At 67.6% G+C, this 15,118-nt stretch carries 13 protein-coding genes; 7 read left to right on the plus strand and 6 right to left on the minus strand.

Features of this window, described 5'->3' with window-relative positions; all coding sequences use genetic code 11:
• The first annotated feature begins 26 nt into the window (after nucleotides 1–26).
• Nucleotides 27–494 carry a hypothetical protein gene (locus I596_RS18390; protein ID WP_150132002.1) on the plus strand — a complete coding sequence of 156 codons (468 nt, stop codon included), beginning with the start codon at nucleotides 27–29 and terminating at the stop codon, nucleotides 492–494.
• Between the two features lie 143 nt (nucleotides 495–637).
• On the plus strand, nucleotides 638–2,020 hold the full coding sequence (locus tag I596_RS04020; protein WP_150132003.1) for a hypothetical protein: 1,383 nt from the start codon (nucleotides 638–640) through the stop codon (nucleotides 2,018–2,020).
• A 327-nt stretch (nucleotides 2,021–2,347) separates the two neighbouring features.
• Here the strand turns inward: I596_RS04020 and I596_RS04025 are convergent, their stop codons facing one another.
• The 5 genes from I596_RS04025 to pdhA form a co-directional block, all read right to left on the minus strand.
• A complete protein-coding gene (locus tag I596_RS04025; protein WP_067644536.1) occupies nucleotides 2,348–3,073 on the minus strand; it encodes a UDP-2,3-diacylglucosamine diphosphatase in 726 nt (241 codons plus the stop codon).
• A 267-nt stretch (nucleotides 3,074–3,340) separates the two neighbouring features.
• Nucleotides 3,341–3,973: a peptidylprolyl isomerase gene (locus I596_RS04030; protein ID WP_067644539.1), complete on the minus strand. Its 633-nt coding sequence runs from the start codon at nucleotides 3,971–3,973 to the stop codon at nucleotides 3,341–3,343.
• Between the two features lie 418 nt (nucleotides 3,974–4,391).
• Nucleotides 4,392–5,804 carry a dihydrolipoamide acetyltransferase family protein gene (locus I596_RS04035; protein ID WP_067644548.1) on the minus strand — a complete coding sequence of 471 codons (1,413 nt, stop codon included), beginning with the start codon at nucleotides 5,802–5,804 and terminating at the stop codon, nucleotides 4,392–4,394.
• A 17-nt stretch (nucleotides 5,805–5,821) separates the two neighbouring features.
• On the minus strand, nucleotides 5,822–6,802 hold the full coding sequence (locus I596_RS04040; protein WP_067644551.1) for an alpha-ketoacid dehydrogenase subunit beta: 981 nt from the start codon (nucleotides 6,800–6,802) through the stop codon (nucleotides 5,822–5,824).
• A 45-nt stretch (nucleotides 6,803–6,847) separates the two neighbouring features.
• Complete coding sequence (gene pdhA, locus I596_RS04045) at nucleotides 6,848–7,924, minus strand: pyruvate dehydrogenase (acetyl-transferring) E1 component subunit alpha (RefSeq protein WP_067644553.1); 1,077 nt, start codon at nucleotides 7,922–7,924, stop codon at nucleotides 6,848–6,850.
• A gap of 475 nt (nucleotides 7,925–8,399) precedes the next feature.
• On the opposite strand from pdhA, the gene kynA reads away from it, so the two are divergent.
• Nucleotides 8,400–9,257, plus strand: a complete 858-nt coding sequence (gene kynA, locus I596_RS04050) for a tryptophan 2,3-dioxygenase (protein WP_067644556.1) — start codon at nucleotides 8,400–8,402, stop codon at nucleotides 9,255–9,257.
• 137 nt (nucleotides 9,258–9,394) lie between these two features.
• Nucleotides 9,395–10,900: a peptide MFS transporter gene (locus I596_RS04055; protein ID WP_067644558.1), complete on the plus strand. Its 1,506-nt coding sequence runs from the start codon at nucleotides 9,395–9,397 to the stop codon at nucleotides 10,898–10,900.
• Nucleotides 10,901–10,957: 57 nt separating this feature from the next.
• Here the strand turns inward: I596_RS04055 and I596_RS04060 are convergent, their stop codons facing one another.
• On the minus strand, nucleotides 10,958–11,413 hold the full coding sequence (locus I596_RS04060) for a MarR family winged helix-turn-helix transcriptional regulator (RefSeq protein WP_067644560.1): 456 nt from the start codon (nucleotides 11,411–11,413) through the stop codon (nucleotides 10,958–10,960).
• A gap of 89 nt (nucleotides 11,414–11,502) precedes the next feature.
• Between I596_RS04060 and hppD the strand changes: the two genes are divergently transcribed.
• From hppD to I596_RS04075, 3 genes are all read left to right on the plus strand, one after another.
• A complete protein-coding gene (hppD, locus tag I596_RS04065) occupies nucleotides 11,503–12,606 on the plus strand; it encodes a 4-hydroxyphenylpyruvate dioxygenase (RefSeq protein WP_067644568.1) in 1,104 nt (367 codons plus the stop codon).
• Nucleotides 12,607–12,722: 116 nt separating this feature from the next.
• A complete protein-coding gene (hmgA, locus tag I596_RS04070; RefSeq protein ID WP_067644571.1) occupies nucleotides 12,723–14,030 on the plus strand; it encodes a homogentisate 1,2-dioxygenase in 1,308 nt (435 codons plus the stop codon).
• 33 nt (nucleotides 14,031–14,063) lie between these two features.
• The gene (locus I596_RS04075; protein WP_067644573.1) at nucleotides 14,064–15,065 is read left to right on the plus strand and encodes a fumarylacetoacetate hydrolase family protein; all 1,002 of its coding nucleotides are present in this window, start codon (nucleotides 14,064–14,066) and stop codon (nucleotides 15,063–15,065) included.
• Nucleotides 15,066–15,118: the final 53 nt, after the last annotated feature.

Genomic DNA, 15,118 nt, shown 5'->3' on the forward strand with positions numbered 1-15,118 from the left:
AACATAACAAAATGAGGAATTTGACAATGAAGCGCGCTCTGCTTGCAGCACTCGTGATGGCCGGCCTTCCGATGGCTGCCTTCGCACAGACTTGCGAAACTCCGACCAGCCTCCATCCGCAGGTCCCGAACCGGACCCTGACCGGCACCACGTGTGGTGGTCAGTCGGGTATTCCGCTGGGCGGCGCCGTCGCCGCTCACCCGAGCGTGGTCTACCAGTTCACCTACAACAACAGTGAAACCGGTCCCATCACGGTCACCGGTGCTGAGCGTGAGATCGTCGTTGCCGCGTCCTGCAGCAGCCCGCCGATGGGTGGCGGCGCTCCGGGTGTCCCTCTGAACATCCAGTCGATGGGTCTGCAGAATGGCACGAACTATCTGTTGATCGTGACGTCCGACTCCGGCCTGCCGACGACCACGCCGCCGCGTTGTGGTGACTTCTCGGTCACCTACACCGCGCTGCCGGTGTCGCTGCAGAGCTTCTCGGTCGAGTAAGCAGTTTCGCACTGCTCTAGGGCAGAGAGAAACGAAAGCCCATCCGGAAACGGGTGGGCTTTTTTCGTTGTTCGTGCTTGCCGAAATCCCGCCATTTCCGGACGTCAGTCCACCTGCTCACTACCGTCGAGACCGTTGGAGCCATGCTGCTAACTTTGATTGCCCCGCTGTTGTTCGCGGCGTCCGCCGCAGAATCCCCTACGCCTCAGTTGGTGGTCGAGAACTGCAAGTTCGGTGAGACTTTCGCGTTCTCTCCGGCCGAGTGCACGATCGATGTCAGAAACGCCGGCGACAAGCGAGTGCGGATCGCGCGGATTCTGCCGAGCAATGCGACCGATTCGATCTCTCCGTCCAACGCCTCGCTGGCAGCGGGAGAAAGCGTCAAGTTGAAAGTGCAGGTGCAGCCGGATCTGGCAGTCGGGTTGACCAATCGCATGTTCCTGCTCGACACCGGCGAAACGAAGCAGGTGCCTACGTATGCATATGCGCAGGGCTTCGTCGGCAGCGTGTTGGATGATCCGCGTCCGTCCGTCAATTTCGGTGACATCGTCCTCAGTGGGCCGCTTCCAACGCGAGAGGTCGTGCTCTCCAGTCGTGAAGCAGGTGATCTGCGCGCGACCGGCATCGTCGAGGCGCCGGAATTCATCGATGCCGCGATCGGCAAGGACGGCCGCACCGTCCGCGTCGCCTACAAAGCCTCGGCGCCTTGGGGGGCGCGCTCCGCCGATCGCATCGTGGTCTCGCTCAGTTCACCGCAGCAGACGAAGACGGCGATAACGATCAGCGCAAACATCATCGGCGCGATCGCGCCGGAGAAGGAGCCTTTCGACCTGGGCGTCGTCCGCACCGATGCGGATCGCGACTACTTCATTCCGCTCAAGAACCCGAGCGGCAAGCCGTTCCGCAGCGGCAGCGTCAAGCTCGAAGGTTTCAAGGGTGGCAAGGCGGACCTGGTCGATTGCGCGCCGGCGCAAGCCGGCTGCAAGCGGATTCGGATCACTGGCGGCAAGGGCGTCGGATTCGGGCCGCTGGAGGCCATGGCCACGGTCGAGCTGCCCGAACACAAGCAGTACCTGCCGATTCGCCTGACGGCCACCGCGCTGCCGCCCGGCGTCGATCCTGCCCCCGAGCCGGAGGAGACGCTGACGGACGAACAGAAGCGCCTGATGGCCGATCCGAAGGCCCGCGGTGCCAATGACATCCGCGAGATCCTCAAGGCCAAGGTGCGTGAAACGAATGCGCCGCCGCCGGCAGGCCGGGGACCGTTGCTGAAGTGGTCGGTCGCCAACGAAGAGGCCGTTTACGGCTACGTGATCTACCGCGGGGACAGCGAGGCGGGCCCGTTCGTGCGCATCAGCAAGGAGACGATTCCGGCGGGCACGTTCGAGGCAGGCTATGCCAACGCCTACCAATGGCGGGATACCTCGGCTGTGGTTGGGCAGACCTATTGGTACTCGATCGGCCTGATCAACAAGGACGGGACAAAGGACAGCCTGACCGGGCCGCAGCGGGTCGTCGCCAAGTAGGCGTCCATCACCCGAAGGCGCGGCGCCGTTCGTGCGTGCACCAATGGCGCTGGCCGGTGTCACTGGCGCACGCCGGCCTACGTCCGACGATGGCGGGCCTGCGCAGGCGTTCGATGTCGCGATGCGCCTGAGCTTGACGACGCAAACGCGAGCGTCAGTGAGCGAGCAGCCGAGCACCGATCCGCTTTGGAGGGGATGATGCTCCGCGGTGTCCTTGGCGCGCAGGCAGCCCTGTCGGTGTCCACCTTCCGGGGGCGTGGCGACAGGGACGCCCTCGGCGAGTCATTGGATGGCCGGTGATGAGCGCCCAGCGTCGACCGACATCGCCTAGATCGGCAGCACGTCCAAAGACATGCCATCGGGCCTGACGCGCAGGACGCTGCCTTGTTCGTACCAATCCCCGAGAACGATGCGCTCGGCGACGAGGCCATCCAGGTCGAGCCGATGGATCTGCGGCCGATGGGTGTGTCCGTGAATGAGCCGGGACACCCCGAACCGCTGCATCGTGGCCTGCACCGCACCGGCATCGACGTCCATGATCGCGCCATGGGTCGGGTCGCGCGTGTAGCGTTGGCTTTCGGCGCGCGCCTGCACCGCGAACGAGCGACGCTCCTCGGCCGGTTTTTCGAGGAAGCTGCGTTGCCACGCGGGGGCGTGGAACATGGCCCGGACCTTCTGGTACTGCGTATCGCCCGTGCACAGCGTGTCCCCGTGCATCAGGAGGGTGGGCGTTCCATAGAGATCGATCAAGGCGGGATCGCCGAGCAGGGTCACGCCGGCGCGCCGGGCCCACGGGTCCCCCAGCAGGAAATCGCGGTTGCCTGCGATGAAGAACGAAGGAACGCCTGATCGCCTGAGCCTGGCCAGGATGTCCGCGACCCGGTCGCCGGTTTCGTCCCCGGCATCGTCTCCGATCCATGCCTCGAAAAGATCGCCCAGGATATAGAGCGCATCCGCACCATTCGCTTCGGTCGCGATGAAGTCCGCGAACAGGTCGATGACGCGGGGACGCGCGGCGTCCAGGTGAAGGTCCGAGATGAAGAGCGACGTCATCGTACGGTTGTCCGAAGGCAGGTGATCGGATCCGCAACGGACCGGTTTTCGCACATCGCGGACACGTTCCGTGCGAATTCCCGTCGGGGAATTGGAAGCGAACAACGATCCGGCGCATCGCGAGCCCGGCCCGTTGCCGGCCGGCACCGTAGATCCGGCCGGGGCTTGCTGCGAGGGACGGATCTCCGCCCGTCGTCCGCGATGGACCGTGCAGGCAGGCGAAGCGCCAGAAGTGGCCGATTCAGCCTGCCTGCGTCAACGGAAGGGTTACTGCACGACCTCGGCTTTCTCGATCACGACGGCCGTCGCCGGCACGTCGCTGCGGAACGGCCCTTGCGCGCCGGTCTGGACCGCCTTGATCTTGTCGACGACGTCGAGGCCGGAGACGACCTTGCCGAACACGGCATAGCCCCAGGTCATCGGGCTCTGGTCGCTGACGTAGTCCAGGTTGCGGTTGTCGACGACGTTGATGAAGAACTGCGCGGTCGCCGAGTGCGGGTCGCCGGTACGTGCCATCGCGATCGTGCCGCGCAGGTTGCTGAGGCCGTTGTTGGCCTCGTTGGCGACCGGCGCCCGGGTCTGCTTCTGCTTCAGGTCTTGCGTGAAGCCGCCGCCCTGGATCATGAAGTTGCCGATCACGCGGTGGAAGATCGTGCCGTCGTAGAAACCGCTGCGGACGTACTCGAGAACATTCTCGACGGTCTTGGGGGCTTTGTCCGGATAGAGCTCGACGGTGATGTCGCCCAGCGTCGTCTTGAACAGGACCTTCGGGGGGGCAGCCTTCTCGGCCGGAGCAGTCGTCTTGCTCTCGGGGGCCGGCTTGGCGGCCGGAGCGGGCCCTTGCGCAAAGGCGAAGGCCGGGATCAGCAGCGAGGCGGTCAGCAGCAGCGGTTTGAACATGGAAGTTCCTCGATGGGTGTCAATCAGGCCGCCCATGATAGGCGCAAGCCCAGGCGGTGTCGAAACGGTTGGCCGCCCGGTTTGGCAGGGGCTGCAAGAGGCCGAGCTCCATTCGGGTGCCGGCCGTATGTCCTGGAGTTCCAGGCCGTCGATGAACAGCGCGTCGTTCACAGCATGAGGGTCCGCAGCGCCCGCGTACGAACGAATTCCCGTTGATCGGTGGATCCGCTGGAGGCCCCGCTGCTTCTGGGGCGAGCACGCCGCCTGACGCGGGCAGGCAGGTCAAGCTGTGGGCCACTGCTATCGGCCAGCGGCCCAAGCCTCAACGACGCGTTCGCCAGATCGGGAAATACCAGACCCACTGCGCCTGGCGCGGGCTGGCAACGAGCGCCGGCCAGGCGAACAGTTTCCGCTTGCGTCAGCTCGCCAGCGCCAGGTCGTCCAGCATCGCCTTCAGGAAGCGCGCGGCCTCGCCGCCGGTGGCGGCGCGGTGGTCGAAGGTCAGCGACAGCGGGATGACGCGATGGGATTCGAAACCCCCCATGACCGGCGTCATCTGGTGGCGTCCCTTGCCGGCGGCGACGATGGCGACGCACGGCGGCACGACCACCGGCGTGGCGTAGCGGCCGGCGAAGACGCCGAAGTTCGACAGGCTGATCGTGTAGCCGGACAACTCCGAGGACGGGATGCTGCGGTCCTCGACCTGGGTGCGCAGGCGGTTGATCGCGGTGCGCAACCCGGTGGGGTCGAGCGCGTCGGCGTTGCGCAGTGCCGGCACGAACAGGCCGTCGTCGGTGTCGACGGCGATGCCGATGTCCACGTGCGGGTGCAGCGTGCGGGTCAGGTTCTCGCCGTCGAACCACGCATTGAGCGCCGGCACGGTCTTGCAGGCGCGGACCAGGGCGCGGATCAGGCGGACCGTGATGTCGTTGCCGGGCAGCCAGGCATGGATGTCGGCATCGTCGCTCAGCGTGGTCGGCACGACCTTGGCATGGGCGTCGGCCATGACGCGCGCCATGTTGCGGCGCACGCCCTTGAGCTGCTCGGGCTGGCCGGTGGCGGTGACGGACGGTGGCGTGGTGCGGATCGGCTTGCCGGCGGCCGACAGCGTCGTACGCTGTGCCGGGGCTGTGGCCGGGGGCGGCGCCGAACCCGTGGCGGCTGCCGGCGGCGATGCGGCCCGTGAGGGCGCGGGCGCAGCGCCTGCACGCGCGGTGCCGGCGGCAGCGGCCTGCTTGACGTCCTGGGCGGTGACGATGCCGCCGGCGCCACCGGGTGCCACACGGGCCAGATCGACGCCGAGCTTGCGCGCGAGGGCGCGCACCGCGGGTACGGCCTTCACGCCGCCGACCTGGGTCAGGGCTTCGCTGTGGACATGGTCGCCCGATTCCATCGCGCCGACGACGGTGCCCGAATCGGCGCGTGGCGCGGCGCCGCCCTCGCGGATCTCGCCGCCTTCGTCGGAGGCCACGACCCGGCCCGGTGCGGCCGGTGCCGGCGCGCCGGTGGCGGGCTTCGGCGGTGTCGCGGGCGGCGGCCCGTGGTGATGGCCGGTCGCCTCGGCCTCGGCGCGCTGCGGTGCGGCCGGATCGATCGCGATGTCGACCAGCGCCGCGCCGGTCACGATCACGTCGCCGTTGCCGCCGTAGAGGCGGGCGACGGTACCGGAGTACGGCGAGGGGACTTCGACGACCGCCTTGGCGGTCTCCATCGAGACCAGGGGTGCATCGAGGCGGACGGTATCGCCTTCCTTGACGAACCACTCGACGATGGTCGCATCGGGCAGGCCTTCGCCGAGGTCGGGGAGGTGAAAGGTCTTGGTTTCGCTCATGGTCGTCTTTCCGTCGATCAGCTGGCGGCGAGCGTGCGCTTGGCGGCGGCGACGATCTTGTCGGCACCGGGCAGGTACTTCATCTCGAGCCGGAACAGCGGGATGTGGGTGTCGTAGCCGGTCACGCGCTCCACCGGCGCGAGCAGGTCGTACATCGAATGCTCGGCCAGTCGTGCGGCGATCTCGGCGCCGAAGCCGGCGGTGCGCGGCGCTTCGTGGACGATCACGCAGCGGCCGGTCTTGGCGACCGATTCGGCGATCGTGTCGAAGTCCAGCGGCTTGAGCGTGGCGACGTCGATCACCTCGGCGCTGATGCCTTCCTTCGCGAGCGCGTCGGCCGCCTCCAACGTTTCCTTGACCTGGGCGCCCCAGGTGACGAGCGTGACGTCGCTGCCGTCGCGCAGGACGAAGCAGACGTCGAGCGGCAGGGCCTCGCCGTCGTCGGGCACTTCTTCCTTGTACTGGCGATAGATGCGCTTGGGCTCGAAGAAGATCACCGGATCGGGGTCGCGGATCGCCGCCAGCAGCAGGCCGTAGGCACGCGCCGGCGAGGAAGGCAGGACCACGCGCAGGCCGGGCACGTTGGTGAACAGGGCTTCGTTGGCCTCGGAATGGTGCTCGGGCGCGCGGATGCCGCCGCCCCACGGGGCGCGGAACACGGCCGGAATGCTCATCCGGCCGCGCGTGCGGTTCCGCAGCCGTGCGGCGTGGCAGATGATCTGTTCGAGCATCGCGTAGATGAAACCCTCGAACTGCGCCTCGGCGATGGGCCTCATGCCCTGCGCGGCCAGGCCGACCGTCAGGCCGGCGATCGTGGTCTCGTCGAGCGGCGTGTCGATGACGCGTCCTTCGCCGAACTGCTGCAGCAGTCCCTGGGTCGCGCGGAACACGCCGCCGTTGATGCCGACGTCCTCGCCGAGGACGACGACGCTGCTGTCGTGCTTCATCTCCCAGGCCAGCGCCTGGGTGACGGCTTCAATCAAGGTGATCTGTGCCATGGGAAAAGGTAGTCGTGAAGGCGGAGACGGGCGGGGCCGGGGAGGTCAGGCCCCGCGCTCGCGGGCGAGGGCTTCGGCGCGCTGCGCGACCAGGTCGGGCGGCAGCTCGGCGTAGGTGTAGTCGAACATCGCCTCGACCGGCTGCGACTTGGTCTCCAGGTAGGCGTTGACCTCGGTATCGACCAGGTCGGCGCATTGCGCCTTCCAGGCGTTCTCCTCGTCCTCGGTCCAGGCGTTGAGCGAGGCCAGGTAGTTGCGCATGCGCTTGAGCGGCTCGCGCTCCCAGGCGTCCTTGACCTCGGCGTCGGGCCGGTAGCGCCGCGCATCGTCGGCGGTGGTGTGGTCGGACAGGCGGTAGGTCACCGCCTCGATCACCGTGCCGCCGTGGCCGTGGCGTGCGCGCTTGATCGCCTGGTCCATGGCGGCCCGCATCGCGATCAGGTCGTTGCCGTCGACCTGGATGCAGTCCAGGCCCGCGGCGATGCCCTTCTGTGCCAGCGTCTTGGCGCCGGTCTGGGCGCTGCGCGGCACCGAGATCGCCCATTGGTTGTTGACGATGACGGCCACCAGCGGCAGCTGCATCGCCCCGGCGACGTTGATCGCGCTGTTGAAGTCGGCCTTGGACGAGCCGCCGTCACCGACCGTGCAGACCGCCACGCGTGGCTCCTTGCGCAGCTTGAACGCGAGCGCGGCCCCGGCGGCGTGCAGGCACTGGGTGGCGATCGGCACGCACCACGGAAAGTCGTGTGCCGGGCCGGAGAAGTCGCTGCCGCGCTCGTCGCCGCCCCAGTACATGAGGACGTCACGGGCGTGCACGCCGCGGTAGAACTGCGCGCCGTACTCGCGGTAGCTGATCGCCAGGCAGTCGTCTTCCTGCATCGCGCTGCCGATCGCGACGTGCGCCGCTTCGTGGCCGAGGCAGGATGCGTAGGTGCCGAGCTTGCCCGTGCGCTGCAGGGCGACCGCCTTGCCGTCGAAGACGCGCAGGTAGGTCATCAGCTTGTAGATGTCCACGAGCTGCTTGATGTCGCGCGCGAGCGCGGGCAGGTCTTCGCGGATCAGGCGTCCCTCGGTGTCGAGGTACTGGAGGTATTCGATTTCGAAAGTGGCGACGACGCTCACGATGGTCCCGAGTCGGTTCGACAAATACGGAGTGGATGCCCGTCGATCTCAAGGCTGGCAGGAAGCTTGCGGGCTGCCGCGGGGCGCCGCGCGGAATCCGGATCCAGTGCCGGCGTGCGCAGCGCTGCGGACGGGTGGGAGCCCGGGTCGACGGCGTTGGCCCGCTAGATAGCAAGCCTGCGGAGAGGGTGCAAGGATCGGTGCAGCACGTGGCGGCGTTCCGTACGGGCGCGTCCGGGGGGCGGGCGCGTCGCCGGGGCGGCGGCGTTTGGCCGTCCATCGGGCGTCGGCGGCGGCCGGCGCGCTGCCGCCTTGGCGGCGATGAAGCCAAGGCTGCTTCCGCTGCCGCGTCGCCGGCCCGCGGGCGTGGCGTGTCGGTGAAGTTTTTCTCGATGCCGGTGCGCGCACGCCGGTACACTCCATGCCCCGGCCGGTGCCCAGGGCGGCGGCGCGGGCTCTTTTCCTTGGAACCGCAATGACATCCAGCGACATCAAGCGTGACCTCGAGGCCGGTATCGAAATCGACCTGGCCGACCGCCTGACCTATGGCGGCTACCTGCAGCTGGACACCCTGCTGTCGGCGCAGCAACCGCTGTCGAATCCGCCGCACCACGACGAGATGCTGTTCATCATCCAGCATCACGTATCGGAGCTGTGGATGAAGCTGGTCATCCACGAGCTGCGCGCCGCGGTGGCCAATCTTTCCCGTGACGAAATCGATTCGTGCCTGAAAATCCTCGCCCGGGTCAAGCAGATCCAGCGCCAGCTGTTCGAGCAATGGGCGGTTCTGGAAACGCTTACGCCCTCGGAGTACCTGGAGTTTCGCGACGTACTGGGGCCGGCCTCCGGATTCCAGTCCTACCAGTACCGCACGATCGAGTTCCTGCTCGGCAACAAGAACGCACAGATGATCGCCGTGTTCGACCACGACCCGCCGCGGCGCGATGCCCTGCGCCAGGTGCTGGAGGCCCCCAGCCTGTACGACGAGTTCCTGCGTCACCTGGCCCGCCACGGCCACGAGGTGCCGCTGGCCTGCACCGAGCGGGACTGGTCGCAGCCGTACCAGCGCCATCCGGAGCTGATTCCGGTCTTTCGTCGCATCTACGAGCAGTCGGACGCCCATTGGCGTGCCTACAACCTCTGCGAGAAGCTGGTCGACGTCGAGGAGAGTTTCCAGTTGTGGCGTTTCCGCCACATGAAGACGGTCGAGCGCATCATCGGCTTCCGCCGGGGGACCGGCGGCTCGTCCGGGGTCGGCTTCCTGCGCAAGGCCCTGGACCTGACGTTCTTCCCGGAGCTGTTCGAGGTGCGGACCGTCATCGGTACCGCGTGACGGCGGCGGCCGGTTTTTGCCGCAGCGCGATTTGACGCGGCATTCATCACCGGTTAAACCTGTCGGCCGGGGCCGGTTCCGATCGTCCGCTCGCGAACCTTCGCTTTCATCACTCTTTCCAGCAGGAGAATCCGCGCATGAGCGGTACCGCCACGTCGCCTGCGGGCGACACGCTTCCCCAGTTCCCGCAGACGCTGGGCCATCCGCGCCCATTGTGGATGCTGTTCATGACGGAGTTCTGGGAACGCTTCGCGTTCTACGGCATGCGCTGGGCACTGGCCCTGTACATCGTCGCCCAGTTCTACGCGGGCGACAGCGCCGGCGAGGCACCGGCCAGCCGGCTCTACGGCGCCTACCTGGCACTGGTCTACGCGGCAGCGCTGTTCGGCGGCTACGTCGCGGATCGGGTCATCGGCTACCAGCGCTCGATCCTGCTCGGCGCGGTGATCATGGCCGCCGGCCTGTTCCTGATCATGATGCCCAATGAGGCGCTGTTCAAACTCGGCCTGGCGACGGTGATCGTCGGCAACGGCCTGTTCAAGCCGAACATCTCGACGATGGTCGGCAAGCTCTACGTCACCGGCGACGAGCGCCGCGATTCGGGTTTCACGCTCTTCTACATGGGCATCAACCTCGGCGCGATGCTGGCGCCGTGGCTGACCGGCATCCTGGCCGAGCGCATCATGGGCGGCACCCCGCAGATGCCCGCCTACAAGGTGGTGTTCCTGGTTTCGGGCATCGGCATGCTGATCAGCCTGGTGTGGTTCTGGTTCGGCCGCAAGCAGCTGCTCGGTATCGGCCGGCCGCCGGAAGGCGCCGAAGGCAGCGGGCGCGTATTGGTGACGGCGATCTGCGCGATCGTCGCCATTCCGGCCTTCTACTTCCTGCTCTCGATCGGTGCCGGTGCGCTGCAGTGGATCCTGACGGCGCTGTTCATCGGACTGTGCGTGCTGATCCTGAAGGAAGGCTTCAAGGACGGTGCGATCCGGCGGGACATGGCCGTGGCCATGCTGATCATCTTCGTCTTCAACGTGCTGTTCTGGTGCTTCTTCGAGCAGGCCGGCAGCTCGTTCAACTTCCTCGCCCAGAACATCGTCAACCGTGACTTCAGCGGTTGGATCTTCCCGGTCGGCTGGTTCCAGTCGGTCAACTCGCTGGCGATCATCACGCTGGCGCCGGTACTGGCCTGGCTGTGGGTGAAGATGGGCCGCCACAACCCGTCGATCCCGCGCAAGTTCGGCCTCGGCCTCATCTTCAACGGCCTGGCCTTCCTGCTGCTGATATTCGCGCTGTCCGGCCTGGTCGATCCGCAGACGCTGAAGATCCCGTTCTGGACGCTGTTCATGGTCTACGTCATCCAGTCGGTCGGCGAGCTGTGCCTGTCGCCGATCGGCCTGTCGATGGTGACCAAGCTCGCGCCGGTGCGCCTCGTCGGCTTCGGCATGGGCGGCTGGTTCCTGTCGACCGCGATCGGCAACAACCTGTCGGGCATCTTCGCCAGCCACGTCAGTGGCGAGAGCGGCATGAACCTGGAGTCCGCGCTGAGCGGCTACACCTTCGGCTTCTGGGCGCTGGTGATCCCGGGTGCGCTGCTGTTCCTGATCGCGCCGCTGATCCAGCGCCTCATGCACGGCGTCAAGTAGGTCCTCGCAGCATCCTTGCCGCGCCGGCACCCGCAAGGGGCCGGCGCGGTTCGTTTTTCAGGACTCCAGTGCGCTGCGCTCGACCTGCCAGAGCTTGTCGAGGATGCGTGCCAGCCAGCGCTTCTCGTCGGCATCCAGGTGCGCCAGCAGCCGCTGCTCGTGCTCGAGGGCGAGCGGCGCGACCTGGTCGTAGATCGCCCAGCCGTCCGAGGAGAGCTGCAGCACCGACTGGCGCCGGTCGTGCTCCGCGGTGTCCCGCTCGATCAGGCCCTTCTCCATCAGCCGGGCGACGGCGCGGCTGACCGCGACCTTGTCCATCGCCGTGCGCATCGCCACCTCGCGCGCCGAGATGCCGCTGTAGCGGCCCAGGACCGCCATTGCGCGCCACTCGGTGACCGACAGCCCGAACCGTTCCTCGTAGATCTGGGCGATCGCCTGGCTGACGGTATTGGACAGGACGGACAGCCGGTACGGCAGGAAGGTCTCCAGTTCCAGCACGGCGCGGTCGGGCATGGTGCACTGCCTCTTGCAATTGGTTTCAGTTGAAACTATAACACGCGGATTCCGCCGCCAGCACGGCGCATCGCCCCTACGGAGCCGCCATGAATGCCCAGCCCCATCCGACCGTACCCAATACCGGCATGCAGGTCACGACGTTCGAGAACCCGATGGGTGTCGACGGCTTCGAGTTCGTCGAGTTCGCCGCACCCGACCCGCAGCTCCTGCACACGCTGTTCGCCAATCTGGGCTTCGCCGCCGTCGCCCGCCACCGCACGCGCAAGGTGACGCTGTACCGGCAGGGCGACTGCAATTTCCTCGTCAACGAGGAGCCCGACTCGTTCGCCGCCGACTTCGTCAAGGCGCACGGCCCGAGTGCATGCGGGTTCGCGATCCGGTTCCGCAAGCCCGCGGCCGAAGTGCTGGCGGCAACGCTCGCCAATGGCGGCGAGGAGATCACCCACAAGGCCGATACCCGCGCGGTCGACGTGCCGGTCATCAAGGGCATCGGCGACTGCATGCTGTACCTGGTCGACCGCTACGGCGCCGAAGGCTCGGTCTACGACGCCGAGTACGAATGGCTGCCGGGCGTGGAGCGTCATCCGAAGGGTTTCGGCCTGACCTTCATCGACCACCTCACGCACAACCTCTACTTCGGCAACATGGCGCGCTGGGCCGACTACTACGAGCGCCTGTTCAACTTCCGCGAGATCCGCTACTTCGACATCAAGGGCGCCAAGACCGGCCTGGTCTCCAAGGCGATGACCGCGCCGGACGGCATGGTGCGCATCCCGCTCAACGAGTCGGCCGACGCCAAGTCGCAGATCAACGAATACCTCGACGAGTACAAGGGCGAGGGTATCCAGCACATCGCCTGCTTCACCGACAGCATCTACGAGACGGTCGAGGCGATGCGCGCGCGGGGCGTGGCCTTCCTCGATACGCCGGAGACCTACTACGAGGTCATCGACCAGCGCATCCCCGACCACGGCGAGGACGTGCCGCGCATGCAGCGCAACAAGCTGCTGATCGACGCGGATCCGGAAACCCAGAAGAAGCTGCTGCTGCAGATCTTCACGCAGAACTGCATCGGTCCGATCTTCTTCGAGATCATCCAGCGCAAGGGCAACGAGGGCTTCGGCAACGGCAATTTCCAGGCGCTGTTCGAAAGCATCGAGCGCGACCAGATGCGTCGCGGCGTGCTCTAGGCGCGGCCGAGAAACAGCCCGCCGGCTCCCGCGTCCGCCGCTGCGGCCGATCGGGACCGGCGCAACAGGTCTCCAGGGTCATCGCTCCGCCGTCGCGGGGCATCGAGGGTGGCGGCATGACTTCATCCAGTTCCGGCAACTACCAGTCCGGTTTCGGCAACGAGTTCGCGACCGAGGCGCTGGCGGGCGCGCTGCCCGAAGGGCGCAACTCGCCGCAGCGCGCCGCCTACGGGCTCTATGCCGAACAGATCTCCGGCACGGCCTTCACGGCACCGCGGCACGCCAACCGGCGCAGCTGGCTGTACCGCATCCGGCCGGCGGCGATGCACCGGCCGTTCGAGCCGCTCGCCCACGCCACCTGGCACAACCGCTTCGACGAGGCGCCGGCCACGCCGAACCAGCTGCGCTGGGACCCGTTGCCGCTGCCGGCAGCGCCGACCGACTTCATCGACGGCCTGCTCACGGTCGCCGGCAACGGCGGTCCGGCCGCGCAGGCCGGCATCGGCATCTACCTCTACGCGGCCAACCGGTCGATGCAGGGCCGCTTCCTCTACAGCGCCGACGGCGAATTCCTGATCGTCCCCGAGCACGGCCGGCTGCGGATCGCCACCGAGCTCGGCCTGATCGAGGTCGAGCCGCAGCAGGTCGCCCTGATTCCGCGCGGCATCCGCTTCCGGGTCGAGTTGCCCGACGGCGCGGCGCGCGGCTATGTCGCCGAGAACTTCGGCGCGAGCCTGCGCCTGCCGGACCTGGGTCCGATCGGCTCCAACGGGCTGGCCAATCCGCGTGATTTCCAGGCGCCGGTGGCGGCCTACGAGGACGTCGAGGGCGACTTCGAGCTGATCGCCAAGTTCCAGGGCAGCCTGTGGCGGGCCTCGATCGGCCACTCCCCGCTCGACGTGGTGGCCTGGCACGGCAACCACGTGCCGTACCGCTACGACCTGCGCCGCTTCAACACGATCGGCTCGATCAGCTACGACCACCCGGATCCGTCGATCTTCACGGTGCTGACCTCGCCGAGCGACACGCCCGGCACGGCGAACCTGGACTTCGTGATCTTCCCGCCGCGCTGGCTGTGCGCCGAGGACACGTTCCGGCCGCCGTGGTTCCACCGCAACATCGCCAGCGAATTCATGGGGCTGGTGCACGGCGCCTACGACGCCAAGGCGGGCGGTTTCGTGCCGGGCGGCAGCAGCCTGCACAATTGCATGAGCGGGCACGGGCCGGACGCGGCCAGTTTCGAGAAGGCCTCGGCCGCCGACACGTCGAAGCCGGATCACGTCGTCGATACGATGGCCTTCATGTTCGAGACCCGCGCCGTGATCCGCCCGACCCGGCAGGCGCTGGAATCGCCGCTGCTGCAGCGCGACTACTACGCCTGCTGGCAGGGCCTGCGCAAACACTTCGATGCCGCGCGCCGCTGAGCGCCGCCCGGCGAACCGGATGGAGAATCACCGATGAAGCTTGCAAGTCTCAAGGAAGGCGGCCGTGACGGCACGCTGATCGTCGTCGACCGCGCCCTGCGCCGGGCCGTGGCCGCCACCGGCATCGCCGCCACGCTGCAGGCCGCGCTGGATGCCTGGGAAGCGGTCGCGCCGCGCCTCAACGCGCTGTACGAGGACCTGCAGGCCGGCCGCGCCGCGGACGCCTTCGACCTGGATGTCGGCCAGCTGGCAGCGCCGCTGCCGCGCGCCTACGAGTTCGTGGACGGCAGCGCCTACCTGCCGCACGTCGAGCGGGTGCGGCGTGCCCGCGGTGCCGAGGTACCGGCCAGCTTCTACACCGACCCGCTGATGTACCAGGCGACCAGCGCCGGCTTCCTCGGTCCGCGCGATCCGGTGCTGGCCGCCAGCGAGGACTGGGGTATCGACCTGGAGGCCGAGGTCGTCGTCGTCACCGACGACGTGCCGATGGGCCTCACGCCGGCCGCGGCGGCCGACCGCATCCAGCTGGTCGGCCTGGTCAACGACGTATCGCTGCGCGGGCTGATCCCGCCGGAGCTCGCCAAGGGCTTCGGCTTCCTGCAATCCAAGCCGCGTTCGGCGCTGTCGCCGGTGCTGGTGACGCCGGACGAGCTCGGCGATGCGTGGCGCGACAGCAAGCTGCACCTGCCGATGCGTACCTGGATCAACGGGCACTGGTTCGGCGAGGCCGAGGCCGGCGTGGACATGCAGTTCAGCTTCGCCGACCTGATCGCCCATGCCGCCAAGACCCGGCCGCTGACGGCCGGCACGATCGTCGGCTCCGGCACGATCGCCAACGAGGACACCGCCAAGGGCGCCTCTTGCCTCGCCGAGCAGCGGACGGTGGAAACCCTGCGCGACGGCCAGCCGGCCACGCCGTTCCTGAAGTTCGGCGACGTCGTCCGCATCGAGATCACCGACGGGCAGGGCGCCAGCCTGTTCGGCGCCATCGAGCAGCGCATCGAGCGCTATTCGCCGCCCGTTCGCGAGTCCTGAGATAATCGCCGGGCGTCGATTCCGGCGATGCACGTGACGGGGGAGGCCCGGGC

Origin of the sequence: Dokdonella koreensis DS-123, assembly GCF_001632775.1 — a bacterium.
GTDB classification, from domain to species: domain Bacteria; phylum Pseudomonadota; class Gammaproteobacteria; order Xanthomonadales; family Rhodanobacteraceae; genus Dokdonella; species Dokdonella koreensis.

Bases quoted from the DNA above. Each gene is read 5' to 3' on its own strand.
- kynA (WP_067644556.1), top strand. From the start codon at position 8,400: ATGACATCCAGCGACATCAAGCGTGACCTCGAGGCCGGTATCGAAATC.
- I596_RS04060 (WP_067644560.1), bottom strand. From the start codon at position 11,413: ATGCCCGACCGCGCCGTGCTGGAACTGGAGACCTTCCTGCCGTACCGG.
- I596_RS04020 (WP_150132003.1), top strand. From the start codon at position 638: ATGCTGCTAACTTTGATTGCCCCGCTGTTGTTCGCGGCGTCCGCCGCA.
- hppD (WP_067644568.1), top strand. From the start codon at position 11,503: ATGAATGCCCAGCCCCATCCGACCGTACCCAATACCGGCATGCAGGTC.
- I596_RS18390 (WP_150132002.1), top strand. From the start codon at position 27: ATGAAGCGCGCTCTGCTTGCAGCACTCGTGATGGCCGGCCTTCCGATG.
- I596_RS04025 (WP_067644536.1), bottom strand. From the start codon at position 3,073: ATGACGTCGCTCTTCATCTCGGACCTTCACCTGGACGCCGCGCGTCCC.
- hmgA (WP_067644571.1), top strand. From the start codon at position 12,723: ATGACTTCATCCAGTTCCGGCAACTACCAGTCCGGTTTCGGCAACGAG.
- I596_RS04040 (WP_067644551.1), bottom strand. From the start codon at position 6,802: ATGGCACAGATCACCTTGATTGAAGCCGTCACCCAGGCGCTGGCCTGG.
- I596_RS04055 (WP_067644558.1), top strand. From the start codon at position 9,395: ATGAGCGGTACCGCCACGTCGCCTGCGGGCGACACGCTTCCCCAGTTC.
- I596_RS04075 (WP_067644573.1), top strand. From the start codon at position 14,064: ATGAAGCTTGCAAGTCTCAAGGAAGGCGGCCGTGACGGCACGCTGATC.
- I596_RS04035 (WP_067644548.1), bottom strand. From the start codon at position 5,804: ATGAGCGAAACCAAGACCTTTCACCTCCCCGACCTCGGCGAAGGCCTG.
- I596_RS04030 (WP_067644539.1), bottom strand. From the start codon at position 3,973: ATGTTCAAACCGCTGCTGCTGACCGCCTCGCTGCTGATCCCGGCCTTC.